The organism is Bradyrhizobium sp. JYMT SZCCT0180, assembly GCF_018130165.1.
GTDB lineage: Bacteria > Pseudomonadota > Alphaproteobacteria > Rhizobiales > Xanthobacteraceae > Bradyrhizobium.
On record NZ_JAFCLZ010000014.1, the window covers coordinates 65,419 to 89,864 of the forward strand.

Annotated in this window: 27 protein-coding genes; 11 read left to right on the forward strand and 16 right to left on the reverse strand. The window is 62.9% G+C overall.

Features of this window, described 5'->3' with window-relative positions:
- Window positions 1-110: 110 nt before the first annotated feature.
- Window positions 111-746 (reverse strand): 2-hydroxychromene-2-carboxylate isomerase, encoded by a 636-nt coding sequence (locus JQ641_RS21040; protein ID WP_211997869.1) that lies wholly within the window; start codon window positions 744-746, stop codon window positions 111-113.
- A 339-nt stretch (window positions 747-1,085) separates the two neighbouring features.
- Here JQ641_RS21040 and JQ641_RS21045 point away from each other — a divergent pair, with 339 nt between their 5' ends.
- From JQ641_RS21045 to JQ641_RS21065, 5 genes are all read left to right on the forward strand, one after another.
- Entirely contained in the window at window positions 1,086-1,451 is a 366-nt protein-coding gene (locus JQ641_RS21045; RefSeq protein WP_211998004.1) for an AtpZ/AtpI family protein, read from the forward strand.
- A gap of 73 nt (window positions 1,452-1,524) precedes the next feature.
- Window positions 1,525-2,274 carry a F0F1 ATP synthase subunit A gene (locus tag JQ641_RS21050; RefSeq protein WP_211997870.1) on the forward strand — a complete coding sequence of 250 codons (750 nt, stop codon included), beginning with the start codon at window positions 1,525-1,527 and terminating at the stop codon, window positions 2,272-2,274.
- Window positions 2,275-2,331: 57 nt separating this feature from the next.
- On the forward strand, window positions 2,332-2,562 hold the full coding sequence (locus JQ641_RS21055) for a F0F1 ATP synthase subunit C (protein WP_192735362.1): 231 nt from the start codon (window positions 2,332-2,334) through the stop codon (window positions 2,560-2,562).
- A gap of 57 nt (window positions 2,563-2,619) precedes the next feature.
- Window positions 2,620-3,192 carry a F0F1 ATP synthase subunit B family protein gene (locus JQ641_RS21060; protein WP_192735363.1) on the forward strand — a complete coding sequence of 191 codons (573 nt, stop codon included), beginning with the start codon at window positions 2,620-2,622 and terminating at the stop codon, window positions 3,190-3,192.
- A gap of 3 nt (window positions 3,193-3,195) precedes the next feature.
- Window positions 3,196-3,681: a F0F1 ATP synthase subunit B family protein gene (locus tag JQ641_RS21065; protein WP_211997871.1), complete on the forward strand. Its 486-nt coding sequence runs from the start codon at window positions 3,196-3,198 to the stop codon at window positions 3,679-3,681.
- A gap of 53 nt (window positions 3,682-3,734) precedes the next feature.
- On the opposite strand, the gene JQ641_RS21070 is transcribed toward JQ641_RS21065, so the two are convergent.
- From JQ641_RS21070 to thrC, 4 genes are all read right to left on the reverse strand, one after another.
- Window positions 3,735-4,385, reverse strand: coding sequence for a hypothetical protein (locus JQ641_RS21070; protein ID WP_211997872.1), 651 nt, complete (start codon window positions 4,383-4,385; stop codon window positions 3,735-3,737).
- A gap of 127 nt (window positions 4,386-4,512) precedes the next feature.
- Complete coding sequence (locus JQ641_RS21075; protein WP_192735366.1) at window positions 4,513-5,100, reverse strand: GNAT family N-acetyltransferase; 588 nt, start codon at window positions 5,098-5,100, stop codon at window positions 4,513-4,515.
- Between the two features lie 129 nt (window positions 5,101-5,229).
- Window positions 5,230-6,519: a M16 family metallopeptidase gene (locus JQ641_RS21080; protein ID WP_211997873.1), complete on the reverse strand. Its 1,290-nt coding sequence runs from the start codon at window positions 6,517-6,519 to the stop codon at window positions 5,230-5,232.
- Window positions 6,516-7,934 (reverse strand): threonine synthase, encoded by a 1,419-nt coding sequence (gene thrC / locus JQ641_RS21085; RefSeq protein WP_211997874.1) that lies wholly within the window; start codon window positions 7,932-7,934, stop codon window positions 6,516-6,518. The genes JQ641_RS21080 and thrC overlap by 4 nt, the downstream gene beginning before the upstream one ends.
- A gap of 1,169 nt (window positions 7,935-9,103) precedes the next feature.
- Here thrC and JQ641_RS21090 point away from each other — a divergent pair.
- A complete protein-coding gene (locus tag JQ641_RS21090; RefSeq protein ID WP_211997875.1) occupies window positions 9,104-9,427 on the forward strand; it encodes a hypothetical protein in 324 nt (107 codons plus the stop codon).
- A gap of 118 nt (window positions 9,428-9,545) precedes the next feature.
- Here the strand turns inward: JQ641_RS21090 and JQ641_RS21095 are convergent, their stop codons facing one another.
- On the reverse strand, window positions 9,546-9,773 hold the full coding sequence (locus JQ641_RS21095; RefSeq protein WP_211997876.1) for a hypothetical protein: 228 nt from the start codon (window positions 9,771-9,773) through the stop codon (window positions 9,546-9,548).
- Window positions 9,774-10,389: 616 nt separating this feature from the next.
- Window positions 10,390-11,034, reverse strand: a complete 645-nt coding sequence (locus JQ641_RS21100) for a response regulator transcription factor (protein ID WP_211997877.1) — start codon at window positions 11,032-11,034, stop codon at window positions 10,390-10,392.
- Window positions 11,035-11,117: 83 nt separating this feature from the next.
- Here JQ641_RS21100 and JQ641_RS21105 point away from each other — a divergent pair, with 83 nt between their 5' ends.
- Window positions 11,118-12,437, forward strand: a complete 1,320-nt coding sequence (locus JQ641_RS21105) for a histidine kinase (RefSeq protein ID WP_211997878.1) — start codon at window positions 11,118-11,120, stop codon at window positions 12,435-12,437.
- An 82-nt stretch (window positions 12,438-12,519) separates the two neighbouring features.
- On the opposite strand, the gene JQ641_RS21110 is transcribed toward JQ641_RS21105, so the two are convergent.
- Window positions 12,520-12,957, reverse strand: a complete 438-nt coding sequence (locus JQ641_RS21110) for a nuclear transport factor 2-like protein (protein WP_249150581.1) — start codon at window positions 12,955-12,957, stop codon at window positions 12,520-12,522.
- Window positions 12,958-13,403: 446 nt separating this feature from the next.
- On the opposite strand from JQ641_RS21110, the gene JQ641_RS21115 reads away from it, so the two are divergent.
- The 4 genes from JQ641_RS21115 (at window position 13,404) to JQ641_RS21130 (ending at window position 17,674) form a co-directional block, all read left to right on the forward strand.
- Window positions 13,404-14,252, forward strand: coding sequence for a carbohydrate ABC transporter permease (locus JQ641_RS21115; RefSeq protein ID WP_249150582.1), 849 nt, complete (start codon window positions 13,404-13,406; stop codon window positions 14,250-14,252).
- Between the two features lie 4 nt (window positions 14,253-14,256).
- Window positions 14,257-15,093, forward strand: a complete 837-nt coding sequence (locus tag JQ641_RS21120; RefSeq protein ID WP_211997879.1) for a carbohydrate ABC transporter permease — start codon at window positions 14,257-14,259, stop codon at window positions 15,091-15,093.
- Window positions 15,094-15,149: 56 nt separating this feature from the next.
- On the forward strand, window positions 15,150-16,436 hold the full coding sequence (locus JQ641_RS21125; protein ID WP_211997880.1) for an ABC transporter substrate-binding protein: 1,287 nt from the start codon (window positions 15,150-15,152) through the stop codon (window positions 16,434-16,436).
- Window positions 16,437-16,573: 137 nt separating this feature from the next.
- A complete protein-coding gene (locus tag JQ641_RS21130; RefSeq protein WP_211997881.1) occupies window positions 16,574-17,674 on the forward strand; it encodes an ABC transporter ATP-binding protein in 1,101 nt (366 codons plus the stop codon).
- A 114-nt stretch (window positions 17,675-17,788) separates the two neighbouring features.
- Here the strand turns inward: JQ641_RS21130 and JQ641_RS21135 are convergent, their stop codons facing one another.
- From JQ641_RS21135 to JQ641_RS21170, 8 genes are all read right to left on the reverse strand, one after another.
- Entirely contained in the window at window positions 17,789-18,973 is a 1,185-nt protein-coding gene (locus JQ641_RS21135; RefSeq protein ID WP_211997882.1) for an NADH:flavin oxidoreductase/NADH oxidase, read from the reverse strand.
- A 103-nt stretch (window positions 18,974-19,076) separates the two neighbouring features.
- A complete protein-coding gene (locus JQ641_RS21140; protein ID WP_211998006.1) occupies window positions 19,077-20,318 on the reverse strand; it encodes a threonine ammonia-lyase in 1,242 nt (413 codons plus the stop codon).
- A gap of 89 nt (window positions 20,319-20,407) precedes the next feature.
- Window positions 20,408-21,184: an SURF1 family protein gene (locus tag JQ641_RS21145; protein WP_211997883.1), complete on the reverse strand. Its 777-nt coding sequence runs from the start codon at window positions 21,182-21,184 to the stop codon at window positions 20,408-20,410.
- Window positions 21,181-21,570, reverse strand: a complete 390-nt coding sequence (locus JQ641_RS21150) for a DUF983 domain-containing protein (RefSeq protein WP_211997884.1) — start codon at window positions 21,568-21,570, stop codon at window positions 21,181-21,183. Before JQ641_RS21150 ends, JQ641_RS21145 begins: the two co-directional genes overlap by 4 nt.
- 70 nt (window positions 21,571-21,640) lie before the next feature.
- Window positions 21,641-22,531 carry a cytochrome c oxidase subunit 3 gene (locus JQ641_RS21155; protein ID WP_192735383.1) on the reverse strand — a complete coding sequence of 297 codons (891 nt, stop codon included), beginning with the start codon at window positions 22,529-22,531 and terminating at the stop codon, window positions 21,641-21,643.
- A gap of 92 nt (window positions 22,532-22,623) precedes the next feature.
- On the reverse strand, window positions 22,624-23,265 hold the full coding sequence (locus JQ641_RS21160; protein ID WP_211997885.1) for a cytochrome c oxidase assembly protein: 642 nt from the start codon (window positions 23,263-23,265) through the stop codon (window positions 22,624-22,626).
- Window positions 23,266-23,301: 36 nt separating this feature from the next.
- Window positions 23,302-23,466: a cytochrome c oxidase system small membrane protein gene (locus JQ641_RS21165; protein WP_192735385.1), complete on the reverse strand. Its 165-nt coding sequence runs from the start codon at window positions 23,464-23,466 to the stop codon at window positions 23,302-23,304.
- Window positions 23,467-23,484: 18 nt separating this feature from the next.
- On the reverse strand, window positions 23,485-24,420 hold the full coding sequence (locus JQ641_RS21170; protein WP_192735386.1) for a heme o synthase: 936 nt from the start codon (window positions 24,418-24,420) through the stop codon (window positions 23,485-23,487).
- Window positions 24,421-24,446: the final 26 nt, after the last annotated feature.

Genomic DNA, 24,446 nt, shown 5'->3' on the forward strand with positions numbered 1-24,446 from the left:
GAAACTTTCTGGAGGACGACGCTGTGCTCATGGGCTTGCTCCGCCTTAAAGACAGTACCGGTTTCCTCAACCGCCAAGACACACACAGAGGCGCATCACACGACGCCTCTTCACGCAACACCCTGGACCTTTGAGCTATAGGCCGCGCGGCCGGACTTCAACGCGTCTCCCAGCAATTCTAGCCGGTCCTGTCCCCAGAACACTTCGCCATCCAGCACATAGACCGGCGAGCCGAACACGTCGGCCGCCAGCGCATCCTGGCGATTCTGCTCATAGGCCGTGCTGATCGCCTCGACGGCGGATCGCTCGACCAATTGCTTGCCGGGCAGCCCGGATTCGTCGGCCAGTTGCGCAATCGTCGCAGGATCGGCCAGATTGAGCTGATCCTCCCACACGCCGGCAAAGCCCCGCCGCAGAAACCGATCCGGATCGAGCCCAGCCTCGATCGCCGCGATCACGACGCCGTCGGCGAGCCGTGCGTTGAACGGCCAGTTCGCGGGTTGAAGATGGAATTTCAGGCCGCGCTTGTCGCGCCAGCGCTGCAGCTCGACCATCCGGTAGCGCTGCCGCACCGGATGGCGTTTCATCAACGGCAACCCGCCGGTTTCCGAGAACAGATCGACCAGCACCACGGGCTTGTAATTTACCTTGAGATCATAGGCACTTACGAGTGCGCTAAAGGGCCCATGGCCGATATAGGCCCACGGCGATTGAAACGAGAAATAGTAATCGACCTGGCGCGGCATGCGGGCTCCGGGAACGGCTGATGATAGGCGCTAGCGGCATCCCAACAGGTCAGCTGAATCGGCGCAAGATCGCCCCTTGCCGCGCCAGGACCTTTTGTTCGAACGGGTTTTCCGGGCGCGAACCGTCCTCTGCTCCACTTCAAAACGCTTTTGCTGCTGCACTGCGATGACGGGTCCACAGGCTCGTGGAATATCTCTAAATAAATTCAGCGAAATCAATGCACTAACTGGTTACGGCGCAATCTTGACTTGATTAGACGCGGTAAGTATGGTCCGCGCGGCTTTTAAGGGTGACGGGCGTAATTTCCATCAACCGCAGCATCGTTTAATGTCTTGGGCATGGCCGAAGACAAAAGCGACAACGCAGGTGGAAATCGCGATCAATCGTCGTCCGATGAAGCTGCGCTTTCCGCAAGGCTCGGAAGTCTCGATCACCGGTTGTCCGAAATTCGCGACAGCCGAAAAATCAGGACTGATCAACCCGGTACTGAAAGCGGCGACAGGGCGGCCAGAGCTTCGGCGATGGCGCTTGGTTTCCGCCTTTCCTCGGAGTTGGTTGCGGGCGTTGCCGTCGGGGCAGGGATTGGCTGGGGTTTCGACTGGTTGTTGTCGACATCGCCGTTCGGTTTCATCGTGTTTTTGCTGCTCGGCTTCGTCGCCGGCGTGGTCAACGTGGTGAGATACGCGGGCGTAGCCAAACGCTGAGCGCCGACGGGAAGTCACGACATTTGAAATTCGATTGCCGGCAAGCTAGGCCGGCGGACCAAGGCCCGCGCGGATGAAAATCGACCCGATTCATCAGTTCAACATCGAGCCCCTCTTCACGATCGGCCATATCGGCAATCAGACGATCGCCTTCACCAACTCGTCGCTCTACATGTTCATCGCGGTGGCGCTGACGGCAGTGCTGATGCTCGGTGGCGGGCGGCAGCTGGTTCCCGGCCGTTTCCAGTCGGTCGCCGAAATCTCCTACGAGTTCGTCGCCAGCACCATTCGCAGCACCGCCGGCTCGGAAGGCATGAAGTTCTTCCCGCTGATCTTCACGCTGTTCATGTTCATCTGCGTGTCGAACCTCGTCGGCATCATCCCCTACACGTTCACGATTTCGAGCCACATCATCGTGACCGCCGCGCTGGCGTTCCTGGTGTTCTTCACCGTGCTGATCTACGGCATCTACAAGAACGGCCTCAAGTTCTTCAAGATTTTCGTCCCCTCCGGCGTTCCGATCTACATCCTGCCGCTGGTCATGTTCATCGAAATCCTGTCGTTCTTCCTGCGGCCGGTTTCGCACAGCGTGCGTCTGTTCGCCAACATGCTGGCCGGGCACATCGCGCTGAAGGTGTTCGCGGGCTTCGTTGCGATGCTCGGCGTCTCGCTGGGCGCGGTCGGCTGGATCGGCGGCATCCTGCCGCTGGCGCTCACCGTCGCATTGACCGCGCTGGAACTGCTGGTCGCATTCCTGCAGGCCTACGTGTTCGCGATCCTCACCTGCATCTACCTCAACGACGCCATTCATCCGGGACACTAAGCGGTCCGGAGAATTCCCACCCACAAGTCTGTCTATCCCTCTAAGGAGCTCAAGAAAATGGAAGCATCAGCAGCAAAACTCATCGGCGCGGGCATCGCATGCATCGGCATGGGCGGCGCGGGCGTCGGCGTGGGCATCATCTTCGGCAACTACCTCGCCGCAGCGGTGCGCAATCCTTCCGCAGCCCAGGGCCAGTTCGGCAACCTGATCTTCGGCTTCGCCGTGACCGAAGCGCTCGGCATCTTCTCGCTGCTGATCGCGCTGCTGCTGCTGTTCGTTCCGCTCTGAGCTGCACCTTCCCGCGCCGCCCTCCGGCGGCGCGCATGACAGCAACAGGAGTACCCCGTGGCTGAAAAGAGTCAGGGCGCCCCCGCCAAGGGCCAGAAGACCGGCGCCCACACCGAAGCCGATGGTGGCCATCACGGCGGAGGATTTCCTCCGTTCGAGTCGAGTACCTTCGCTTCGCAGCTGGTGTCGCTGGTCATCGCGTTCGTCGCGCTCTACCTGATCGTGTCGCGCATTGCGCTGCCGCGCGTCGGCGGCGTGATCGATGCACGTCAGAACGCGATCGAAGGCGATCTGGCCGCAGCGCAGAAGCTGAAGGACGAGTCGGCCGCGGCGCTGAAGGCGTATGAAGCCGACCTGGCTTCGGCGCGCTCCCGCGCCCAGGCGATCGGTGCCGAGACCCGCGAGAAGCTGAACGCGGCCTCGGAAGCCGAGCGCAAGACGCTGGAAGACCAGCTCTCCGCCAAGCTCGCCCAGGCCGAGAAAACCATCGCGGCAACGCGTGAGACCGCCATGAGCAACGTCCGTGGCATCGCCGCGGATGCGGCCGGCGCGATCGTGCAGCGGCTGACCGGCGTGCTGCCCGACGGCGGCGCGCTGAACAGCGCCGTCGATGCTTCGTTGAAGGGATAGATGATGTTCGCCCTGCCAGAAACCTGGGTTGCCATTGCGTTCGTCATCCTGATGGCGTTGTTTGCCTATCTCGGCATCCATCGCACGGTGCTCAAGGCGCTCGACCATCGCGCCGAACGCATCAAGGCCGAACTCGACGACGCCCGCCGCCTGAAGGACGAGGCCGCGGCATTGCTCGCGGAATACAAGACCAAGCGCACCAGCGCCGAGCGTGAGGCCGAGGAAATCATCTCCAACGCCAAGGCCGAAGCCGAGCGGATCGCGGTCGAAGCCAAGGCCAAGATGGAAGACTTCGTCGCCCGCCGCACCAAGACCGCCGAGAGCAAGATCGCCCTCGCCGAAGCGCAGGCGCTCGCCGACGTCCGTTCCGCCGCCGCCAATGCCGCAGTGGCCGCAGCGTCGACCATCCTGTCGCAGTCGGTGAAGGGCTCGGTGGCCGATGACCTCTTGGCCAAGGGTATCGCCGAGGTTCGCGCCAAGCTGAACTGAGCGGTTTCAAATCAAGAGACAAAAACCGGCGCGATCATTTCGCGCCGGTTTTTTTATTGCGTAGGCGCCGCCTTCTTGCGCGGCGCCGGCCGCTCCGGCTTCAGGGCCTGCGGGTCGAAGCCGATGTAGAAGATGTAGTTGTCGCTGGTCCCGGGCGCAGGCACCGGATAGACGAGATCTTCGGCCACCAGCGTAAAGGGCTCGCTCCCGGTCTCGGTCATGGTGACCGTGGTCTGATAGGCCTTGGTGGCGATGGTCTTTTCGCTGATCCCACCCTGCACCACCGCGACGCGAAGCGGAACCTGCACCGACGACGGCGCGCCGGCAGGACCTGCGATGACGCGCCCCTGAATCCCGATCCGCGCGGTGATGACGCCGCCATTGAGGCTGCATTGCCGCGCCGTCTTGCCGATGGTCGCCTGGAACCGCAAATCGTTGCCGACCGGCTGCTTGCCGGGCGCCGCCACGGCATAGGTCGACGCGCCGGCCCTGACCCTCACCTCCGGACAAGTGAGGTCGCCGGTATCCTCTTCGGCTTTCGGCGCAGCGCCTGGCGTCGGGGCCGGCTCGTCCGACTTGCCGCCGAACAGGCCCTTGAAGCGGTCGCTCAGCGACTGCGCCGACGCAGGCTGCGTGAGGCCGCAGCCGAGCCCGGCCACGACCGTGGCCGCGAGCGCTACCCTGAACAACCGATCATTACCCATGCGACGTCCCTGGCATCCATGTCATCTCGAAGTCATCTTCCCGGCGGCCTTATAGCAGGCCAATGGCGGCGAACCCAAGGCCACCTAAAGGCGCGTAAGGCACCCGGCAGGGCCCTGAAATCACGGTTTAACCGCGGAAATCCTCATGCAGCATGCCGAACAGCAGATGATCCTGCCAGACGCCGTTGATGCACAGATAGCGCCGCGCCAGCCCCTCGCGGGTAAAGCCGCATTTCTCCAGCACCCGGATCGAGGGCGTATTGGTGGGAATGCAGGCCGCCTCGATACGGTGCAAATTGAGCTCGCCGAACAGCGACGGCAGCAGCACCCGCAGCGCCGTCGTCATGTAACCGCGATGGGCATGGGGCTGGCCGACCCAATAGCCGATGGTGCCGGCCTGCACGATGCCGCGGCGAACATTGGCCAGCGTGATGCCGCCGATCATGGTGCCGTCGGATTCGCGGAAAATGATGAACGGATAGGACCGGTCAGCCGCGATATCTTCCGCATAGCGCCGCAGCCGCCGCCGGAACCCGGCCCGGGTGAGGTCGTCCGACGGCCAGATCGGCTCCCACGGAGTCAGATAGGCCCGGCTCGATTCGCGTAATTGCGCCCATTGCAGGAAATCCGCCATCTGCGGCGCGCGCAGCAACAGGCCGTGGCCGCGCGGCACGAGTGCGGCCGGTCCGCTGGATGGCAACCGAAACAGGGCCATGCCCTAACTCCCAAGCATCCTCTTATCTGTCTTGAGCCTGATCTTTTCGGAAAACCGGTACCCACTTTTCCGGATCATGCTCGAGCGCAGCAGCGTCTCAATGTAGCAAGGTCTCAAAGCAACAAGGATTTAATGTAGCAGCGTCTTTGCCTTCACCTTGGTCAATCCTTCCGCAAAAGTCACCGCCGTGTCCAGACCCCTGCCGCTGCCGAGCGCCACGACCGCCGGCCGGCTCCGCGAAAGCAGGCCCCGCGCGGCATTGCGGGTCGATTCCACGCTGACCGCGTCGATCCGGGCGACCAGTTCCTCCGCCGTCAGCGGGCGGCCGTAAGCCAGCATATGGCGGGCCAGCTGCTCGGCGCGGGAGGAGCAGCTTTCCAGCGCCATCAATAGCCCCGCCTTCATCTGCGCCTTGGCGCGGGCGATCTCGGCCTCGGTCAGGGTTTCCACCGCGTCATTGATGACGTCGACGATCACTTCCATCATTTCCGGCGCATCGTTCGGATCGGTGCCGGTATAGAGGCCGAAAAACCCGGTGTCGCTATAGGGCGCATGGAAGGTGTAGATCGAGTAGCACAGGCCGCGCTTCTCGCGGACTTCCTGGAACAGCCGCGACGACATCCCGCCGCCGAGCGTGTTGGTGAACACCTGCAGCGAGAACAGCGACAGGTCGGTCTGCGGCACGCCCTCGAGCGCCAGCGTCATATGCGCCTGTTCGAGGTCGCGATGCACCACGCGCGAGCCGCCCTGGCCGAACATCGCTGCTTGCGGCTTCGGCGCCGGCGTTGCTTCAAAACTCGCAAAGCGCTCCGTCACTTCCTCGACGACGCGCTTGTGATCGACGGCGCCCGCCGCCGCCACCACCATGTCCGGGCCGCGATAATGCCGGGTGAGATAGCCGCGCAGCATGTCGCGATCGAATTTCTTCAGCGTCTTGGTGGTGCCGAGCAGCGACCGCCCCATCGGCTGGTCCGGATAGCAGAGCTCGTTGAGATGCTCGAACACGACGTCATCGGGCGTATCCTGCGCCGCGCCGATTTCCTGGGCGATGACGCCCTTCTCGCGCTCGAGTTCGTCTGGCACGAAGGACGGATTGGCGAGGATGTCGGAGAGCACGTCGAGCGCCAGCGGCACGTCGGCCTTCAGCACCCGCGCGTAATAGGCGGTGGTCTCGGTCGAGGTCCCCGCATTGAGGTCGCCGCCAACCGCTTCGATCTCTTCCACGATCTCGCGCGAGGAGCGCCGCGTGGTGCCTTTGAATGCCATGTGTTCGAGCAGATGCGAGATGCCGTGCTCGTCGGGCTTTTCGTCGCGGCCACCGACGCCGGCCCACACGCCAAGTGCGGCGGTCTCCAGATGGGGCATGCTGTCGGTAATGACGGTGAGGCCGGATGCTAGCTTGGTGACGTCAACGCTCATCCGGTAACTCCCTGCTTCGCGGCACGGCTCACCGAGCGCACGAATCGCTCCACTTCGGCTGAATCGTTTTTCATCACCGTGATGTGTTCAGATTTGGTCATCAGGCCGTCGAGCCAGGCCGGCAATTGCGGGCGCACGCCGCAGGCGGCCTCGACCGCATCGGGGAATTTGGCCGGATGGGCGGTCGACAGCACGATATTGGGGATCCTCGAATCCGAGGTGTCGCGATCGGCCACCGCCAGCGCCACCGCGGTATGGGGATCGACGAGGTCGCCGGCCTCGCGCCAGGCGGCGCGGATCGTGGCCGCGGTCTCGGTCTCGTCGGCCCGGCCGGCGTCGAACTCCTCGCGGATCGCGGCCAGCGTCGCATCCGGCAGCACGAAACGCCCGGACTGTTTCAGCGAACCCATCAGCCGCCGCACGCCGGCGGCATCGCGTTGACCAGCCTCGAACAGCAGCCGCTCGAAATTCGAAGACACCTGGATATCCATCGAGGGCGACGCGGACGCATGGACCTCGCGCACCTCGTAGATGCCGGTCTTCAGCGTGCGCGGCAGGATGTCATTGATGTTCGACGCGATGCGCAGCCAACGGATCGGCAGGCCCATTTTCTTGGCGACGTAGCCGGCAAAGATGTCGCCGAAATTCCCGGTCGGCACCGTGAAATCAACCGTGCGCGCGGGCGCGCCGAGCGCCACCGCCGAGGTGAAATAATAAACGACCTGCGCAACCACCCGCGCCCAGTTGATCGAATTGACACCCGACAGCGAGACCGCATCGCGAAAGCCGTGATGATTGAACATCTCCTTCACGATCGCCTGGCAGTCGTCGAAATTGCCCTCGATCGCCAGCGCGTGCACGTTGGCCGCGCCCGTCGTCGTCATCATCCGCCGCTGCACGTCGGAAATCCGGCCATGCGGAAACAGCACGATCAGATCGACATTGTCGAGACCGGCAAAGGCGTCGACGGCCGCGCCGCCGGTATCGCCTGAGGTCGCCACGACGATGGTGGTGCGCTGCGCGCGCTTGGCCAGCACGTGATCCATCAGCCGCGAGATCAACTGCATCGCGACGTCCTTGAACGCGAGCGTCGGGCCATGGAAAAGTTCGAGCACGAACTGGCTGGAGCCGGTCTGCCGCAGCGGCACGACAGCGGGATGGCGGAAGGTGGCGTAGGCTTCATTGGCCATGCGGCCGAGATCGGCGTCCGAGATCTCTCCCCCGGCGAACGGCCTGATCACCTCGACCGCGACCTCCCAATAGGGCCGTCCGAAAAATCCGGCGATGGTCTCGGGCGAAAGCTGCGGCCAGGTTTCAGGCACATAGAGACCGCCGTCGCGGGCAAGCCCGGTCAGCATCACGTCGCAAAAACCCAGGGTGGGAGCCTCCCCCCGCGTCGAAATATACCGCGTCAAACCGCCCTCCAAAGGCGTTAGCTTCCGCCAACCCTTTGATATCTGTGAATTATTACCCTTCGCCAACGACAAAGCGCGCGGCACCATAAAGCGTTTTCGCTCCTTGTGAAATGCCGCAATGGCGAAAAGGTGAGTGCGGGGTAAGGGCTTTGGCGCGATTTGCGCACCGCTCTCGCCTCCCCCATCGCTGTCGTCCTCCGCGAAAGCGGGGGATCCAGTACGCCGCGGCTGCTCGGTTCTATCATTGGCGTCTCTGGATACTGGGTCGTCCGCATTCGCGGACGATGACAGCCGGGTTGTGGCAAACCCATTCCGTTGTCATTGCGCTTCTCAGCTCTCTCCACTCGTCGTCCCGGCGAAGGCCGGGACCCATACTCCGCGGCAGTTATTGTTTTAAGAAGGTATCTGACGCCAGCGCTCTCACGGATAGGCCGCGGCGTATGGGTCCCGGCCTTCGCCGGGACGACGGTGAAAACAGTTTCGCATTCTCGCGACGCGATGCGCCCGAGCTTTGCCAGAAACTTCCCGCCCTCTCATCAAGAGGGCGCAGGGAAGACCGGGTGCGCGCTGCACCCGCGGTCCCGTGTGCGGATTGCACAAAACAAAGTGCACACGAGCATACAGGGCAGCGGAGAACACCCGGCCTTCCCTGCGCAATGGCTTTACGGCTTAATAACGCGCTCTCCCCGGAGACGAGTTCTTGGTTGACTCCGTCGCTGCCGTTCGGCTCTCGCCTACCCGACAGCTTGACGCCGGCAACGGGCGCCAGGACCACACGACTTCGCCGTACGCCTCTGTCGCGTTACGTCTTCGCAACATCAGCGTCCATCGCAACCCGTCCAACGTCCGTGACGACGGCCGACGCCCTCTGAGTGGGACGGGATGGCAAACATATGCACCTGATTTGTCATTCTGGTAAACAGAAATATTTCTTATCTCGGGGCTTGACACGTTTTCCGACAATCCGAAGTGATTTGCCCGTCGGGTCGTTTTGTCGCGGCCAGCCGTCAACGTGAACGGAATGAGCCCGCTCGCATCAAAAAACACACAAACCCATCAGATTAAGAACACACAAACAAGTCAGATTGCACGTACCAGCGAAAATGCGGCGGGAACAATCCGGCCCTGTCGGCATTATCGTCAACGCTTCGAATTTCCGGGAGACTTCCATGAAAACGGCAAAGATCATGCTGGCTGGACTGGCCACCCTCACCCTCGTTTCGGCGGCCTCAGCCCAGCAAGCGATGACGGGGACGGTCACGCGAATTGACCGGACCGACGGGACGATCGCAATCCAGTTGCACCGGACTCCAACACAGAGCGGCACCGTCGGCGCCAACACTGGCACTGCCAAAACAGACGGACCTGCCGAAGAGCTCAAGACCAAGATCCAGGGCAATCTGTTGAACGTCCTGCACGCCGGCGACCGGGTCAAGTTTACGCTCACCGACGCGGGTGGCAGCAAGACCATCACCAACGTCGAGCGACCGTAACTGACGGGCGCGCGCAGCCAAATCGAAACGCAAAAAAGGGCCGCGGCAACACCGCGGCCCTTTCTCTTGGACTTTCTCTTGGACTTTCTCTTGGACTTTCTCTTGGAAGGGTCTGTCGTTACTCCGTGCAGACCTTGGTCGTCTTCATGCCGGTTTCGGCTTCCGTCTTGGTCTTGAAGATGCCGTTGTCGACGATGGTAGTGGTCGTGCCGGTCGGCTTGGTTTCGACCACCGTGCACTTCTTCGTGGTGCTGTCGCGAACCACGTAATATTCGGCAGCCATCGCGGTCCCGGCCACGCTCGTTGCGGCAAACGCTACTGCGCCGATCATCAGAAATTTCTTCAATGTATCCTCCTCCGAGTTCTCAGTGATGCCATCAGCAACCCGCGGAGAAACCGGATGTTCCATTTTTTCCCGAATGGTTTGCACTTCCCGGATTCAATTCCGGCCTATGCATAACGGGACCGCCCGGTAGCAGATCGGGAATAGTCGGCAATAACGCCCAACATAGCCCTCCGTCTTTCCCGCGAGCGGAACAAACATATGATCGGGAACTTATAGACGTGATCGCGATCATGCGATGGAGGACGACTGAATGAGACGCATTGCACTGATTGGCTGCGCCCTGCTGCTGGCAATGACCGCATCCGCTTCCGCCAGGCTGGGGATTGCGCCGCTCACCGTTCCGGATGACGGGGTGACCCAGGTCAAGCACGGACGCGGGCACAGTCACGGACATCGCGGAGGCCGGGGTCACCACCGTGGTTGGGGTCGAGGTCACCACCGTGGTTGGGGCCGGGGTCGCGGACACCATTACGGCTGGCGTCATCACCGTCGCTTCTACTGAAACTCTGATTGGTCTTGTGCTGCTTTCATCGACCCATTGCCCCGACGAAAGCAGGCACCGGCGGTATGAACGGTCGCGCCGACAGGCGCGGCCTGTTCAGGTTTCTGGCGCCGGTCAGCCCAGCTCCATCTCGACGGCGATCCGGATCAAGTCGGAATGGTTCTTGGCGCCGAGTTTCTGCTTCAGCAGCGAGGTGGTGTTGGCCACGGTCTTGTAGGAAATATCGAGCGCGTCGGCGACTTCGACGATTTTGTCGCCGCGGCCCAGCAGGCGCAGGATTTCCAGTTCGCGCGCGGTCATTTGCGAGGCCGGATTGGCCTTGATGGAAGCGCCCGAGAACGTCACCGCCTCCGCCAGTTGCGGCGAGATGAAATTTTCTCCCGAGACCACCTTGCGCACGGCCTTTACCAGCGTCCGCGGATCGTCACCCTTGGCGACGTAACCCTGCGCGCCCATTTCCACCGCGCGAACCACGAAGGCCGGGTCGTCATTCATGCTGAACATGATGATTTTGGCGTCCGGATCCCCCTTGCGGATCCGTCGCATAAGCTCAAACCCCGAGACGTCGGGAAGTTTGATATCGATGATTGTGACATCCGGCCGTCGCGTCAGAAAGGCCTTGTGACCGGATTTTGCGTCCGCGGCCTCGTCAATTTTCACCGTCGCGTCCGAAGCGAACAGCGAACGGCATCCGGAAACGACCACCGGATGGTCGTCGACGATCAGGATCCTGGTTGTCGATTTGGCGATGTTCTGCATCCTTGCAGCCTCTTATGGGATAAATAGGCATTTCGCGGTAATTGAAAAGAGATACCTGCGCTACGGGAGTTAGAATAGTCCGAATGTGGCAGAATCTTTCCCTTCGCATGCGGCTGATTTTCGCGCTCGGCACCATGTTCGTGGCCGCGCTGCTGCTCGGGGCCGTCTCGCTGCAGCTTTTCGCGCCGGCCCAACTGGTGGATGAAAGCGAGCCGGCAGCGCGATCGGCCAAGGTGGTTGCCGAAGCGCTCAACAGCGCGCTGCTGACGTCCGCCAACCCGCAGCAAACGCTCGACGCATTTGTGCAGGCGCTGGGCTCCTCCGAAGCCATCCGGTTCCGCCGTGCCGGCATCGAGACGGCCACGCCTTCGCCGGCAGCGACAAGCCCTCCCCTTGGACGCGCGCCGCAATGGTTCGTCGATCTTCTCGGCCCGCCGGAGATCGGCGCCTCGTTTCCGGTGAGGATCGATGGAAAGCAGGTCGGCGACATCCTGTCTTCACCCGATCTTTCAGCCGACATCTACGAGAAATGGGTCGGCTTTCTCGTCCTCGTTTCATCCATCGTCGCCCTGATGCTCGTGACCGGCATTATCGCCTATTTGACCGCAGGAACCGTGGTCGACGCGCTGCGGAATCTGGGTGAAGGCCTGACCCGGATGCGGACCGGGGACTACCAGCACCTGATCGCGGCGACGGGTCCGCCGGAGATCCGCAAGAGTTCCGAACTGGCCAATGAACTCGCACGCACGCTGAACCAGCTGAGCCAGGACAATCGCAGCCTGCTGCGCAAGGTCGTCTCGCTGCAGGACGATGAGCGCCGCGACATCGCGCGCGACCTTCATGACGAACTCGGGCCATTGTTGTTCGGGATCCGGGCCAACGCGGTGGCGCTACAGGATGGCGCGGCATCGAACAAGAAACTCGGCGCTTCGGTCGAGGCGATGTTGAGATCGGTCGAGGCGCTGCAACTGGCGAACCGCCGTATCCTCGACCGATTGCGGCCGCTTCATATCCAGGAAATCGGGCTCGAGAAAAGTGTCCAGACCCTGCTGCAGTATGCGCGATCGCAGGCGCCCGGCCTCAAGCTAGATGTGCGGATCGATCCCGCTCTGAACGACGTCGATGGGCTGCTATCCCAAACCATCTACCGGGTTATCCAGGAGGGCGTGACCAATGTCCTCAGACACGCCAATGCCAGCGCGATAAGCGTCGAGGCGACGATCGAAGGAAACCAGGTATTGGTGGAAATTTCCGACGATGGCGTTGGATTTACGCCGAACCAGCCCTTTGGCCGTGGACTGACGGGAATGCACGAGCGCGTCCGGGCCCTGAGCGGGACATTCGAATTCAAGCGGCAGAACAGTCGGACCTATGTCCGGTGCCGCTTGCCGGCTGGCGTGTGAGGCGCGCCGCTGCCCCAGCGATGCAGCGAAGGATACAGCGCGAAAGAACATCAGGTTGCAAGCAGGAATGGCGACCGCGTCGTCACCAAGCGCGATGCGGCACACCAACGCCATCCAGCGCCGCTGCCGGCGCGAACCGGCCACAGCGGGTATGCAAAATCTTCCCGGAAGCGTCGAACGTGAAGGCGATGCGAACGAGCATGCCTTCGCAGTTCAGGTAGTCAAGCATGACCCCGTCGGCGGACGGCGTGATCTCTTCCAGTCCAAAGGCATTGGGCGAGAATGCCTCGAGCCGGGGCCGCCAATATGATTCCAGCGCAGCCCGGCCCGCATAGGTGTTTGCGCCGTCGCAGTCGCATTCGAGGCTTGCGTCGGACGCGTACAGGTCGAGCAGCGGGCCAAGCTCATGTCGCCGGCAGGCATCTAGCCAATCGACGACAACAGCCACCTGATCGATATCCTTCACGATATCCTTGGCAACATCCTTGGCAGTATTCTTGGGCAGGTTCGACATGTCCATTGGCTGCACCTGGCTCGATGGGTCGAGAAAGGCAACGGAGGTAAGGCGAACGTCGTGAACGGGCACTGAACCACCGGTTACCCGCCATTCAGTTTGGAACCAAAAACAATTTGTGTCCATGGAAGTTCCAGGCGCGATCAGCGGATTCAAGACAACCGCGCTAGCGAACCAGCAATCTCTGGTAGCGGCAATCCGTGCAAACGGTGAGCACGCGGATTCAAGCGTGGCAGCGCGTTCGCACCTTGCAGCCCCATCGCCTGCATACGTCCCGCGTCTGCCTGCGCCACAATGCGGATTGACTAGCCTCCGACGCCGCGCCCATAATCCCGATGCAAGGGGCTTTATGCACGTAGCGACCACAAGAGTCGTGACCAATCAGTGCAAAGGCGGGGGTAACAGGCTTGTCGGCATCGCGGCGTCCAATGTTCGGCGAGCAACAGCGGTTCATGCTGTTTCTCATTGCGCCGGCGGCACTCTTGATGCTGCTGTTTCAGGTGCTGCCGATCGTGATCGGCGCCAATGCCAGCTTCCGCGACTGGGCGCTCTATAACCCGAAGAAGATCTGGGTCGGCTTCAGTCACTATTACGCGGTGCTGTCGGATCCGGCGTTTCTGTACGTGGTGCTGCCGAACACCTTCCTGTTCATGATCCTGAGCGTGGCCGGGGCGCTGGTGGCGGGGCTGGCGCTGGCGCTGCTGCTCAACCGGCCGTTTCGCGGGCAAAAGCTGGTGCAGACGATCCTGCTGGTGCCGCTGATGGTGGCGCCGGTCGTCGCCGCGATCATGATCCGCTGGATGTTCAACGACCAGTTCGGCATCGTCAACACGGTGCTGGAGGCGATCGGGCTGGAAGGCCAGCCCTGGCTGGTGCAGCGCTGGAGCGCCTTCGGCATCATCCTTTTGACCGACATCTGGCTGTGGACGCCGTGGTTCACGCTGCTGCTGCTCGCGGGATTACAGAGCCTGCCGAAGGAGCCGTTCGAGGCGGCCGCGATCGACGGCACCACGACCTGGCGCGTGTTCAGATTCCTGACCCTGCCGATGCTGCGTCCGGTCATCGTGGTGTGCGTGGTGATCCGCGCCATCGACGCCTTCCGCACCTTCGACATCGTGTGGACGCTGACTGGCGGCGGGCCGGGCCGCTCGACCGAGCTGTTCAGCCTCTATGCCTATGTGCACGCCTTCCTGAACCTCGATCTCGGCCGCGGCTCGGCGGCGGCGATCATCGGCGGGCTCATCATCCTCGTGATCGGCGTGGTGCTCTACCGCCTCGTCGACCGCATCGCAAAGGCATAATCAGATGCCGATCGTAAGCCGCCCCGATTTCCTGCCCGGATTGCCGAAGTGGAGCCGCAAGACGCTGTTCGCGCTGGCGCTGTTCGGCATCTGCTTTGCGTTCGCGTTTCCGGTGCTGTGGCTGATCCTGACCTCGCTGCGGCCGGAATCCGGCGTCTATTACGTCCATCGCGGCACCGAATTCACGCTGGCCAGCTTCGCCGAGGTGCTGACCGACGACCGCATCGTGTCGGCCTTCCTCAACAGCGCGCTGATCTCGACGCTGGCGACCATCTTCTCGCTGCTGGTCACCGTCTCCAGCGGCTACATGCTGTCGCGCTTCACCGGACCGGCCTCGCGGATCTGGTTCGGGACCATCTATGTGTTCCGCTGCATCCCCTATATTTCCTGGGTGCTGCCGCTGTACTTCGTGACCCAGAGCTGGGGCCTCTACGACACCTATACCGGGCTGCTGCTGCCGCATGTCGCGGTGCATATCTGCTTCTTCTCATGGCTGATGAAGGGGTTTTTCGACGGCATCGATCCCAGCATGGAATACGCCGCGATGATCGACGGCTGCACGCGGTGGGGCGCCTTCATCCGCGTCGCCATACCGTCGGCGCTGCCGGCGATCTCGGCGCTGGCGGTGCTGTGCTGGCTGTTCACATGGAACGAATTCCTGTTCGCGCTGATCCTGACCGGCAACCGCGTGCCGATGATCACGGTGGTCATGGCGCAGTTCGTCACCGAGATGGGGCTGCGCTGGAATCTGATGGCAGCGACCGCGGTGATGGCGCTGGTGCCGGCGTTCCTGGTCGCGCTGTTCGGGCAGAAATATGTGATCCGGGGACTGCGCATCTAGAAGCGAGGACGCTGAATACGACGAGGAAACAACACCAAAAACGAGGGAGGGAAGCGATGAAGCACTTAACAAAATTGGCTGTCGCAACGACGGTGGCCCTGTGGGCGGCCGCGGGAAGCGCGAGCGCCCAGGTGACCGAACTGCGGATCGGCTACCAGCCGAGCCCGATCCAGGACAATTCGATTGCGATGTTCGAGGCCTGGGGCGCCAAGAACGGCGTCAAGATCGTCAAGGTGCCGAATTCCTACGGCGTCTATGTCGAGAAGATGACGGCGTCGCTGACCTCGAACTCCGATCAGTATGACGTGATCTGGCACAATGACGATTGGGGCCAGACCTGGGCGCATCTGCTCGAGCCGATGGATGACGTCGAAGCCAACAAGTTTGCCTCCAAGTGGAGCATGTCACCGATCGTGTTCGGCAACGACAAGGGCCAGAACACCGTCGTGCCGATGGGCCAGACCTTCAGCGTGTTCTTCTACCGCTCCGACCTCGTCAAGCCCGAGGAAGTGCCGAAGACGCTGGATGAACTCGTCACCGTGAGCAAGAAGCTGCAGGCCGACGGCAAGGTGAAGTTCGGCTATGTCGCCGGCGCGTCGATGAACAACTCCTGGTTCACCTGGTTCTGGTCGATGTGGGGCAACAATTGCGACGTGCTGCTGCCGCCCTATGAGCGCGACAACAAGAAGCTCGCCGCGAACGGCTGGAAATCGGGCATGACCGAGTCCTGCATGCAGAAGAACGTCGAATACTGGTGGGATGCGATCAACACCCACAAGATCGTGCCGCGCGGCATGCCGGCCTATGACCGCAACGAAGCCAACGCCGTGTTCATGGCCGGCGACGCCGCGTTCACGGTAGCGGACTCGCTATGGTGGGGCACGTTCAATGATCCCGCCAAGTCGAAGATATCGGGCAAGGTCGCTGCCACGCGCTTCCCGCTCGGTCCCGACCGCGCCAAGCCGTTCGCCTGGGACGACATCTGGGGCTGGGCGATTCCGAAGTCGATCTCGCCGGAGCGCAAGAAGAAGGCCAAGGAAATGCTCAACGCGATGATGCTGGACAAGGAAGGCCAGAAGAAGCTGTTCAAGGCGACCGGCGCGCCGCCGCCCAACACCGAGTTCTGGGCGGAAATCGCGGCGGAAGATGCGTTCATGAAGCTGTTGAAGGAATCGGTGCTTGATTCACCCGACAAGGTGCGCGGCGCCTATTACTTCCCGCAATGGCCCGCCGTGCACAAGGCGTTCAACGACACCGTCACCAAGGCCGTCACCGGCAAGCGCGAGGATATCGCAAAGGTGCTGGCCGAGGGCGCACCGCTGGTCAGCAAGGCGGCGCAGTAATCGATAGGCAAGATCCCGCCGCGGGAAGCCTTTTATTTGAGCATGATCTTTCGGAAAACCGCTTCACACTTTTCCGGATCATGCTCGCTGCGGCGGGATTATTTTTGGGTCAACTTTGAATCTGTAACGGCGGGTAAATGGCAGCGATTTCACTCAGCAAGCTCAACAAGCATTATGGCTCGCTGTTCCACGCCGTAAAGGACGTCGATCTCGAGATCGCCGACAAGGAGTTCGTGGCCCTGGTCGGCCCGTCCGGCTGCGGCAAGTCGACGACGCTGCGCATGATCGCAGGGCTGGAGGACATCAGTAGCGGCGACATCCGGATCGGCAACCGGGTCGTCAACGACCTGCCGCCGCGCGACCGCGACATCGCGATGGTGTTCCAGAACTACGCGCTCTATCAGCACATGAGCGTCTACGACAATCTCGCCTTCGGCCTGCGCAACAAGAAGACCTCCGAAGCCGAGATCAAGGCCGCGATCGACCGTGCCGCGGGCATGCTCGGCCTGCACGAATTGCTGGCGCGCAAGCCGAAGCAATTGTCCGGCGGCCAGCAGCAGCGCGTGGCGCTCGGCCGCTGCATCGTACGCAACCCTGAGGTGTTCCTGTTCGACGAGCCGCTGTCGAACCTCGACGCAAAACTGCGTGCGCAGATGCGGATCGAGATCAAGCGACTGCACGCCGCCATTCCGACCACGTCTGTCTTCGTGACCCACGACCAGGTCGAGGCCATGACGCTGGGCGATCGCGTCGTGATCATGCGCGACGGCCGGGTGCAGCAGGTCGGCACGCCGCTGCAGGTCTACGGCAAGCCCGCCAATAAATTCGTCGCCGGCTTCATCGGCGCGCCCGCGATGAATTTTGTCAACGTTACCGTGCGCAGCGATGGCGGCGCGACGACGGTCGAGGCTGATGGCCTCAAGCTGACGGTCGGCGGCGCCGATGCGCGCGCGCTGGCGGCTTACAACGGCAAGCCCGCGATCATGGGCGCGCGGCCCGAACATCTCGCGCTCGGCGAAGGCGCGCCGGGCGCCAGCTTCGACGCCCATGTCGAGGTTGTCGAGCAGCTCGGCTCCGAGATCCTGCTCGAGACGCGCGTGGGGAGCCACGGCATCACGGTGGCCCGGGTGCCAGCGGAAACCGTGATCGCGAGCGGCGATCGGGTCCGCGTCTCAGGCCAGCCCGGGCGATTGCATTTCTTCGATCCGGAGACGGAATTGCCGATTACGGCTGCGTAGCTTCGTAGGGTGGGCACAGCGAAGCGTGCCCACCACTCCTTGCGTTGCTCATGATGGTGGGCACGTCGCTAACGCTCCTTTGCCCACCCTACAAACAACTACACGTGCCTCCGCTCACCGCTTCACCGCACCCGTCGGGCTGGCAAACCCTTCCATGGTCCGAATCCGCTTTTCCAGCCACCAGCCATATTCGGGCGCCCAGTCCTCGAATCTGCGGTTGATGCCGAGATCATGCGCCCAGTGATGGGCGATGTTGGGGTTGTACTGCGATTGCCGCCCGATCGCGATCAGGTCGGCCTGGCCTTTTTCAAGCACCGCTTCGGCCTGTTCGGCTTCGAGGATGATGCCGACCGCCATGGTCGCGATATCGACTTCCTTGCGGACACGCTCGGCATAGGGCACCTGGAAGCCGAGGCCGCGCGGCACTTGGGCTGCCGTCGCCGAGCCGGAAATGCCGCCGGAGGAACAGTCGACCACGTCGACGCCGCGCGCTTTCAATTCATGCGCCAGCGCCACCGTGTCGTCCATGTTCCAGCCGTTTTGCGCGCCGTCGACCGAGGACACGCGCACGAACAGCGGCATCGTATCCGGCATTTCGCGCCGCACCGCCTCGACGATGTCGAGCGGCAGCCGCATCCGCCCCTTTCGGTCGCCGCCATATTCGTCGTTGCGGGTATTCGAGATCGGCGACAGGAACGAGGCCAGCAGATAGCCATGGGCCATATGGACCTCGATCACGTCGAAGCCCGCCTTGACCGCGTTTTTGGCGGCGTGCGCCCAGGTCTTCACCATGGCGCGGCAGTCTTCGGCGGTGAGCTGGCGCGGGGTCAGCCATCCCGGCGCCACCGGCTCGCTGGTCGGGCCGACCGGCTGCCAGTGTTTGGCGCCCGCCTTGATCTCTTCTGGTGTGAGCGGCCCCATGCCGTTCATCGCCTTTTGCGAGGACGATTTGCGGCCGCCATGCGCGAGCTGAAGGCCGATCGCGGTGTTCTCGCGCTTCATGAAAGCGATCAGCGGCTTGAAACTTTCGACCTGGGCGTCGTTCCAGATGCCGAGGTCGAACTCGTTGATCAGGCCGACTTCCTCGACGCCGGTGGCCTCGACAAAGACAAGACCAAAACCGCCGAGCGCGTAACGGCCGAGATGCACCTGATGAAACATGCCGCAGGTCGCCCCGGGATCGGCGCGGTAATGCACCATCGGCGGCACCACCAGGCGGTTCTTCAGCGTCAGGCCGCGAATGCTGAACGGCTGGAACAGCAGGGGGCGTGCGGGATCGGCGGGGAGCGCGTCGGACATCGGTGGCCTGTGGCGTGAACTGCGGATAGCGAATGATCCATCATTTGAAATCCACGGTCCAGCCAGCCCTTGCATGTCATGCATGCAGCAACGCTTCGACCCCCTAGTCGCCACCGACATCGACATCGAGGCTGGCGGCCTTCAGCGAGGCGACGGTCGCCTCAAGATGGGTCCGGTCCCGGGTTTCGATGACAACCTCGAGCACCACCGCCTTGGCTGGCAGGTCGGTGAAGATGCGTTGATGGGACACCTCGACGATATTGGCGCCTGCCTTGCCCAGGACGGCGACAACCATGCCGAGCTGTCCGGGCCGATCCACGATGTCGAACTTCAGCTTCGAAAGCCGGCCTTCCCTCGCGAGCTGGCGCGTCAGCACACCGGACAGCAGCCGCGTGTCGATATTGCCTCCGCTCAGCACCAGGCCGAGCGAACGGCCCTTGAAGCGGGCCTGATCGGCGAGTACGGCCGCCAGGCCCGCCGCCCCCGCGCCCTCGGTCACCGACTTCTCGATGGTGATGAAAAGACTCAACGAGTGCTCGATCTGCTGTTCGGTGACGAGCACGATGTCATCGACGAGCGCGCGCACGATGTCAGACGTGATCTGACCGGGGGCCTTGACGGCAATGCCCTCCGCGAGCGTGTCACCGCGCATCGCAAGATGTTCCCCCTTGATGAGGTTGTACATCGAGGGATAAAGCGCGGCCTGAACGCCGATGATCTCGATGTCCGGCTTGAGGGTCTTGGCGGCAACGGCGATGCCGGATATCAGGCCGCCGCCGCCGATTGGAACAACCAGGACGTCGAGATCAGGCACTGAAGCCAGCATCTCGAGCGCGATGGTACCTTGACCCGCGATGATCAGCGGATCGTCATAGGGATGGATATACGTCAAACCCTGTTTTCGACCATAGTCGGTGGCGAGCGTGGCGGTGTCCTCCAGCGTCGCCCCACCCTCGATCACGGTCGCACCATGCCGGCGGGTATTCTCGATCTTCACCATCGGCGTGCCCACCGGCATGAAGATGGTCGCAGGGATCGAGAGGCGGGCCGCGTGATAGGCCACGCCCTGGGCGTGGTTACCCGCCGAGGCCGCTGCCACGCCGCGCCGCCGTTCGTCGGCCGATAACGCAGACAGCCGATTGAGCGCGCCGCGCTCCTTGAACGTCGCCGTAAACTGCAGGTTTTCGAATTTCAGCCAAATGTTCGCGCCCGTGATGTCGGACAACGTACGGCTGGGCTCGAAGCCCGTCCGCTTCACGAAGCCGGCGAGCACGCCTGCCGCCGCCTCGATATCGCGAAGGGTAACCGGCAGGTGCGCGAGGGAAGCTTTCAACGTCTCGGTCATGGTCATCGAATCTCTGCCGACAAGTTCCACACAGCAAGGACGAATACGGCGGGTTACACTACGCTAACCCACCCTGCGACTCCACGAAGCTACGAAGCGGCGCTTCGCCGCTGCGCGCGCCACCACACGCCGAAGGCGATCACGACGGCCGCCGCCAGGCTGAACCAGGTGATGGCGTATTGCATGTGGTCGTCCTTGAGATGGACAATGAGCGGCCCCGGTTTCGGGATGCCGCTCTCGGGCACGGGTGATTCCAGATCGATATAGAACGGCGCGACCGCCTTGCCGCCCTCGCCCCAGCCGAGCGCGCGCGCCATCGCCAGATGATCGCGGGTGAACCAGAGCCGCTTGGCGATATTCTCTGACGGCGTCAGCGTGCCGGCGGCTTCGGGGAAGCGGAGGTAGCCGGTGAATTTGACCGGCTGGCCGGTGACGAGACGGCCGACCGCGCGGTCTTCCTGCGCACGGTCCTGCATCGTGTTCTGCACGAAGCCGGTATTGACCGCGACGATTGCCCCATCGGCGGTTTGCGCCGGCAGGAACGCCCAGGTCCCCGGGCCGGACACGTCGTTGCGGACCGAAGAGCCGGAGCTATAGACCATCACATCGGGAAGCCGCGCGTAAGTTCCGGTGAAACTGACGCGGCGGAATTCGTCCTTGGCTGGTGTCAGCGTGCCCCATTGCGCCTGTTCCGGCAGCGCCTTCGGCGCATCGGCCAGCCTTTCGTTCAGGGCCGCGATCAGCGCATGCTTCTGGACGCGCCGCTGCAATTGCCAGATCCCGAGGCCGAGGCAGGTCACGATCATCACGAGCGTGAAGATGGCAAAGCCGAGCGTACCGCGCCGCCGCGCAACAACGCCGGTCATTTCGGCTCGCGATCGATCAGGCGGCCGGGCGCGGCCTTGTGATGGTACTGCAGCGCGATCAGCAGCGACTTCATCGAGCGCAGCGGCAACAGCGTGGTCGCCAGAATTAATGGTAGCCACAACGCCGCATGCAGCCAGAACGGCGGCTGGTATTTGATCTCCACGACCAGGGCCGATCCAACCACGATCGCGCCCGCGATCATGATGATGAAGATCGCCGGCCCGTCGCCGGTATCGATGAAGGCGTAATCGAGCCCGCAGGCCTCGCAGTTCGGCCGAAGGTCGATGAAGCCCGCATAGAGCTTGCCCTTGCCGCAGCGCGGGCAGCGGCAGGCGATGCCGCGCAGCGCGCTCTCGGTCAGCGTGGGAAGAGCATCATTTGGCATCGGATTCACTTCGTAGAAAATGAAAAAGGGGCGGTCGCACGACCGCCCCTTGTAACACAATGACGTCAGTTCAATGCCCGGCGACAGGTCCAGCGCCGCGGAACCAGACATAGATGCAGATGAACAGGAACAACCACACCACGTCGACGAAGTGCCAGTACCAGGCGGCGAATTCGAAGCCGAGATGCTGGGTCGGCGTGAAGTGTCCGGCATAGGCGCGGAACAGGCAGACCAGCAGGAACACGGTGCCGACCAGCACGTGGAAACCGTGGAAGCCGGTCGCCATGAAGAAGGTCGCGCCATACATGTTGCCGGAGAAGTGGAATGTGGCGTGGGCGTATTCATAGGCCTGCACGCAAGTGAACAGCGCGCCGAGCACGACGGTGAGGATCAAGCCGTACTTCAGGCCCTTGCGGTCGCCTTCCAGCAGCGCGTGATGCGCCCAGGTCACCGTGGTGCCCGAGGTCAGCAGCAGCAGCGTATTGAGGAGCGGCAGATGCCAGGGGTCGAAGGTCTCGATGCCCTTCGGCGGCCAGGTGCCCGGCACGCTGCAGGCGCCCGCCGCGGTGCCGGCGCCACAGCCGAACACGGCGTCGCGGGTGGCGTGAATGGCATCGGCCGGGAAGAGCGCGGAATTGAAGAAGGCCCAGAACCAGGCCACGAAGAACATCACCTCGGAGGCGATGAACAGGATCATGCCGTAACGGTGGCTGATCTGCACCACGCGGGTGTGGTCGCCCTTGAACTGGGCTTCGCGGATCACGTCGCCCCACCAGCTCGCCATGGTGTAGAGCACGCCGATGGTGCCGACGCCGAACACGATCGGCGCCGCCGCGTACATATGGTGCATCCAGCCGACGGCGCCGACGGCCATGATGAAGGCCGAGATCGAGCCGACGACCGGCCACGGGCTCGGATCGACGAGGTGGTAGTCGTGATGCTTCGCGTGCGCCGTAGCCATTGCGGTCTCTCCGTTAGCGGTGCCGGATCCTTCGGCACATCTTCGTCTCAAAATTCAAAGTCGGGAATTTCGGAAGGCCGAAATTCCCAAAGTTACAGGCTTCCCTTGCGCTTGTCCGACTCGCCCGAAGCCACCGGCTTCGGCGCCGGATCGCGCACGGGATAGAAGGTGTAGGACAGCGTGATGGTGTTCAGTCCGTCATTCTCGCTGTCGGCGATCAGCGCCGGATCGACGTAGAACACGACCGGCATCTCGCGCTTCTCACCCGGCGCCATGGTCTGTTCGGTGAAGCAGAAGCAGTTGATCTTCTGGAAATACGCGCCGACCGTCAGCGGGGTCACGTTGTACGCGGCCTGGCCGGCAGTGGGCCGCGCCGCCTGGTTGGTCACCTTATAAAATACGGTGACGACCTCGCCGATCCTGACCTCGATCTCGTTCTGCTCCGGCTCGAACTTCCACGGCAGGCCGGCGCCGACATTGGCATCGAACCGCACCGAGATCTTGCGCGCCAGCGGGCCCTGCGAAGGCGCCGAGGTGGCGACCTGGGTGGTGCCGTTGAAGCCGGTGGCGCGGCAGAACCAGTTATAGAAGGGAACGGCGGCATAGGCTGCGCCGACCATGAACACCACGACGAAACCGCAGATCGAGGCCACCATCGCATCGCGCGTCAGGCCGCGGCGCGAAGCCTTGCGGCTTGCCTCCGGTTCCCCTTGCGCGATCGGTTGGTCTGCCATGTCCACCTGCCCAGATTCCAGTCTACAGTTTCCAGATTACATGGGCCGAACTAGAACGGCCGGCCCTTTGACCATGGTGACGGCGAAGAACAGCACGACGAGCACGAGGAGCGCGAGCGCAATCGCGACCGACCGCTGGCGCCGGCTTCTTTTCTGCGCCTCGGTGAGGACGATTCCATCTGGCATCCGCTTGTCGTCCATTCCGGTCCCATGCGCCCCCTACCCGATCAAAGCCATGACGCCGCGCACGACGACTTCGAGCAGCAGCGTCGCGAACAGCGCGAACAGGTAAAGGATCGAGAAAGCAAACAGCCGCCTGGTCGCGCGCAGCGCCTCGGTACCCTCGCGGCGGCGGTAGACGTTGATCGCCAGCGCCATCATGCCGGCGCCGAGCACCAGCGAAGTGATGCCATAGATCGCGTCGAAATAGCCGAGCGGCCAGGGGGCGACGGCGATCGCGACCAGAACGACCGTATAGAGCAGGATCTGCAGCCGGGTCGCGTCGGGTCCGGCAACGACCGGCAGCATCGGCACGCCGGCGCGGGCATAGTCGTCGCTGCGGAACAGCGCCAGCGCCCAGAAATGCGGAGGGGTCCAGAAGAAGATGATCAGGAACAGCAGCACCGGCTCCATCGACAGCGAGCCGGTCGCCGCGGCCCACGCCACGACAGGCGGCAGCGCGCCGGCAGCGCCGCCGATCACGATGTTCTGCGCGGTCCAGCGCTTCAGGAGCATGGTGTAGATCACGACGTAGAAGAAGATCGTGAAGGCCAGGAGCCCGCCAGCGAGCCAGTTGACGAGGATGCCGAGCGTCATCACCGAGAAGAACGCCAGGATCAGCCCGAACGCGGTCGCCTCTTCGCGCGTGATGCGGCCGCGCGGGATCGGCCGGTTGGCGGTGCGCGACATCTTGGCGTCGATGTCGCCCTCATAGGCCATGTTCAGCGCACCGGAAGCGCCGGCGCCGACCGCGATGCAGAGGATGGAAGTGAACGCCAGGATCGGGTGGATATGGCCGGGCGCGATCACGAGGCCGACCAGCGCGGTGAAGATCACCAGCGACATCACCCGCGGCTTCAGCAGCGCGAGGTAGTCGCCGACCTCAGCCTCGGAAATCCGGGGCAATTCGATGGCGTTGTGATCGACGACCGACAAGATTGATCTCGCTTGGTTCTAGGCCG

Coding starts and splice junctions, on each gene's coding strand:
- JQ641_RS21140 (WP_211998006.1), bottom strand. CDS start 20,318: ATGACCGAGACGTTGAAAGCTTCCCTCGCGCACCTGCCGGTTACCCTT.
- JQ641_RS21045 (WP_211998004.1), top strand. CDS start 1,086: ATGGCCGAAGACAAAAGCGACAACGCAGGTGGAAATCGCGATCAATCG.
- JQ641_RS21155 (WP_192735383.1), bottom strand. CDS start 22,531: ATGGCTACGGCGCACGCGAAGCATCACGACTACCACCTCGTCGATCCG.
- JQ641_RS21050 (WP_211997870.1), top strand. CDS start 1,525: ATGAAAATCGACCCGATTCATCAGTTCAACATCGAGCCCCTCTTCACG.
- JQ641_RS21145 (WP_211997883.1), bottom strand. CDS start 21,184: ATGACCGGCGTTGTTGCGCGGCGGCGCGGTACGCTCGGCTTTGCCATC.
- JQ641_RS21080 (WP_211997873.1), bottom strand. CDS start 6,519: ATGAGCGTTGACGTCACCAAGCTAGCATCCGGCCTCACCGTCATTACC.
- JQ641_RS21160 (WP_211997885.1), bottom strand. CDS start 23,265: ATGGCAGACCAACCGATCGCGCAAGGGGAACCGGAGGCAAGCCGCAAG.
- JQ641_RS21090 (WP_211997875.1), top strand. CDS start 9,104: ATGAAAACGGCAAAGATCATGCTGGCTGGACTGGCCACCCTCACCCTC.
- JQ641_RS21130 (WP_211997881.1), top strand. CDS start 16,574: ATGGCAGCGATTTCACTCAGCAAGCTCAACAAGCATTATGGCTCGCTG.
- JQ641_RS21125 (WP_211997880.1), top strand. CDS start 15,150: ATGAAGCACTTAACAAAATTGGCTGTCGCAACGACGGTGGCCCTGTGG.
- JQ641_RS21065 (WP_211997871.1), top strand. CDS start 3,196: ATGTTCGCCCTGCCAGAAACCTGGGTTGCCATTGCGTTCGTCATCCTG.
- JQ641_RS21110 (WP_249150581.1), bottom strand. CDS start 12,957: ATGGACATGTCGAACCTGCCCAAGAATACTGCCAAGGATGTTGCCAAG.
- JQ641_RS21135 (WP_211997882.1), bottom strand. CDS start 18,973: ATGTCCGACGCGCTCCCCGCCGATCCCGCACGCCCCCTGCTGTTCCAG.
- JQ641_RS21105 (WP_211997878.1), top strand. CDS start 11,118: ATGTGGCAGAATCTTTCCCTTCGCATGCGGCTGATTTTCGCGCTCGGC.
- JQ641_RS21075 (WP_192735366.1), bottom strand. CDS start 5,100: ATGGCCCTGTTTCGGTTGCCATCCAGCGGACCGGCCGCACTCGTGCCG.
- JQ641_RS21120 (WP_211997879.1), top strand. CDS start 14,257: ATGCCGATCGTAAGCCGCCCCGATTTCCTGCCCGGATTGCCGAAGTGG.
- JQ641_RS21165 (WP_192735385.1), bottom strand. CDS start 23,466: ATGGACGACAAGCGGATGCCAGATGGAATCGTCCTCACCGAGGCGCAG.
- JQ641_RS21100 (WP_211997877.1), bottom strand. CDS start 11,034: ATGCAGAACATCGCCAAATCGACAACCAGGATCCTGATCGTCGACGAC.
- JQ641_RS21115 (WP_249150582.1), top strand. CDS start 13,404: ATGCTGTTTCTCATTGCGCCGGCGGCACTCTTGATGCTGCTGTTTCAG.
- JQ641_RS21070 (WP_211997872.1), bottom strand. CDS start 4,385: ATGGGTAATGATCGGTTGTTCAGGGTAGCGCTCGCGGCCACGGTCGTG.
- JQ641_RS21055 (WP_192735362.1), top strand. CDS start 2,332: ATGGAAGCATCAGCAGCAAAACTCATCGGCGCGGGCATCGCATGCATC.
- JQ641_RS21040 (WP_211997869.1), bottom strand. CDS start 746: ATGCCGCGCCAGGTCGATTACTATTTCTCGTTTCAATCGCCGTGGGCC.
- JQ641_RS21150 (WP_211997884.1), bottom strand. CDS start 21,570: ATGCCAAATGATGCTCTTCCCACGCTGACCGAGAGCGCGCTGCGCGGC.